At 59.1% G+C, this 2,375-nt stretch carries 3 protein-coding genes and 1 pseudogene; all 4 read left to right on the top strand.

All coding sequences use genetic code 11. The features are described from left to right. On the top strand, nt 1-131 hold a 131-nt coding region (locus NCCP436_RS17485), incomplete at its 5' end, for an aldehyde dehydrogenase family protein (RefSeq protein ID WP_073664670.1). A gap of 131 nt (nt 132-262) precedes the next feature. Next, nucleotides 263-1,288 (top strand): annotated as a pseudogene (locus NCCP436_RS17925) (cache and HAMP domain-containing protein); the annotation flags it as partial. Nucleotides 1,289-1,390: 102 nt separating this feature from the next. Beyond that, complete coding sequence (locus NCCP436_RS17930; RefSeq protein ID WP_375709505.1) at nt 1,391-2,146, top strand: methyl-accepting chemotaxis protein; 756 nt, start codon at nt 1,391-1,393, stop codon at nt 2,144-2,146. Between the two features lie 57 nt (nt 2,147-2,203). Then, nucleotides 2,204-2,375 (top strand): acetyl-coenzyme A synthetase N-terminal domain-containing protein (locus NCCP436_RS17495; protein ID WP_220805233.1); only part of this gene is annotated, 172 nt, incomplete at its 3' end.

Consider the following 2,375-nt stretch of genomic DNA (forward strand, 5'->3'; position numbering starts at 1 on the left):
CACATGCCGCATTCGGTGGCTACAAGAAGTCCGGCGTCGGCCGCGAAACCCACAAGATGATGCTCGACCACTACCAGCAGACCAAGAACCTGCTGGTCAGCTACGACATCAATCCGCTGGGATTCTTCTAACTCTGTGCCCTGAGGGCTGCTCTGCAGCCCTTTTGCGAGGAAAGGTCTCTCTCACAGGGTCGGCACATGCTCCCTGGGAGAGCGGCCTTTTTTGCAATCGCCCCGAGCAGATAGACGCCAACGGAGCCGAGATGAAAATCACCTACAAGGTCAGCCTTGCTGCTGCCTGCGTATTGTTGGTTACCACCAGCTTGTTGTCGCTGGCCCAGGTGAGCCAGGTACGCAGCGTTCTACGTACACAAGCCGAACAACAGATCCGCGAGTCCAGCACCGCCGTTGCCAGACAGATTGAGAACTGGTTAAACGGCAAGCTGCACCTCATGGACCTGACCGTGCAGAACATCGAAAGCCCATCGAGTCCTGAATCCATCCAGCGCACCATCAACGCGCCGCTGCTGAAAAAGGAGTTTGCGCTGGTGTTTGGCGCGCTGCAGGTCGATGGCAAGCCAATTGGCAACTCCGCCAGCTGGCGCCCCAGCGCAGATTACGACGGTCGCTCGCGACCATGGTATGCAACCGGTGCCGGCAGCAGAGAGGCCGTTCTGACCCAGCCCTACCAGGACTCTTCAAGCGGGCGCCTACTGATTTCCGCCGTCACCCGCATCACCGAAAACGGTCGTTTCCTTGGTGTATTGGGTGGCGATATCCATCTCGATACCGTCACTGACACCATCAACACTCTGGACTTCAGCGGCGCCGGCTATGCCTTTTTGCTGAACCACGACGGCCACATCATTTCTCACCCGGATTCCGAGCTTAATGGCAAGTCCTACAGCTCTCTGTTCGGCGGTGCCCAGCCACCTCTGGAAAGCCAGCTGCAGCCCCTGACGGTCGATGGCAAACAACTTCTGCTGTGGTTCACGCCCCTATCCAACCTTTCCGGTACCCAGTGGTACATCGGCGTAGTACTGGACGAGTCCACCATAATGACTGCCAGTCATAAGCTGAGCTGGCGAGCGACCCTCGGCACGCTACTGGGGGCAGTGTGCAGCCTACTTGCACTGGGCCTGCTTGTGCGTCACCTGCTCAAGCCTCTGGATAGCCTCAAGGTTTCTCTGGCCGAAATAAATCGCGGTGACGGTGACCTCACCCGGCAGCTTCCCGTATCCGGCAAAGACGAAGTGGCCGAGGTTTCCGTGGAGTTCAACCAGTTCCTGAACAGCCTCAAGACGCTGATCGGCGACGTGCTGCAGACCTCGCAACAGGTTCGCCAGAGCACCACGAGCACCTCTCTTGAAGCCAATCAGACCGCTAGGCGCGTGCAATCGCAGCTGCAAGAACTGGATCAGTTGGCCGCCGCCATGAACGAAATGGCTTCAAGCGCCGAAGATGTCGCGCGCAACGCCGAGGCTGCCGCCCAAGCTGCACAGGCCGCCCAAGCGCAGACCGAAAAAGGCGTGACACTGGTGTCGCGCTCAACCAGCGCGATCAACAGTCTCGCGGAAGAGATGAACAGTACTGGCGAGGCCATCAATGAACTCTCCAGTCTTAGCAACAGTATCGAGTCGATCCTCTCGGTAATCACCAGCATCGCCGACCAGACCAACCTGCTGGCGCTCAACGCAGCCATCGAGGCGGCACGCGCCGGAGAGTCCGGGCGCGGGTTCGCGGTGGTAGCCGACGAGGTGCGCTCGCTGGCTTCACGCACACAGCAGTCGACCCAGGAAATCCGCCTGATGATTGACCAGCTGCAGTCCGGTGTACGCCAGGCTCAGACGCGCATGCAGCAAAGCCGGGACGCAGCCAGCAAAACAGCGGAAGACGCCAACGCAGCCAACGAGACGCTGGCCCGTATTCGCGAAGCGATATTCCGCATTAACGACATGAATCTGCAGATCGCCGCCGCCGCTGAAGAGCAGAGCGCGACCAGCGAAGAGATCAATCGCAACACCACCAATATTCGCGACATCGGGCTGGAGGTCTCCGAGGGTGCGCAGCAGCAGGTCAACCAGTGCTCGGAAATGGTCGAGCACGTAGGGCAACAGGATCTTCTGCTGCGTCGTTTCCGGATTTGAACAGCCCGTGCTATCAATGCGCGCATTACAACAACTCAGATACCGAGGTAGATAGACATGAGTGCGGCCCCCCTTTACCCCGTATGCCCCGAAGTTGCGGCTACGACCCTGACCGACGAGGCCACCTATAAGGCCATGTATCAGCAGTCGGTGGTCAACCCCGAAGGCTTCTGGCGCGAACAAGGCAAGCGCATCGACTGGATCAAGCCTTACACCAAGGTCAAGCGGA

The sequence above is a fragment of the Pseudomonas sp. NCCP-436 genome (assembly GCF_019656335.1).
Taxonomy (GTDB): domain Bacteria; phylum Pseudomonadota; class Gammaproteobacteria; order Pseudomonadales; family Pseudomonadaceae; genus Aquipseudomonas.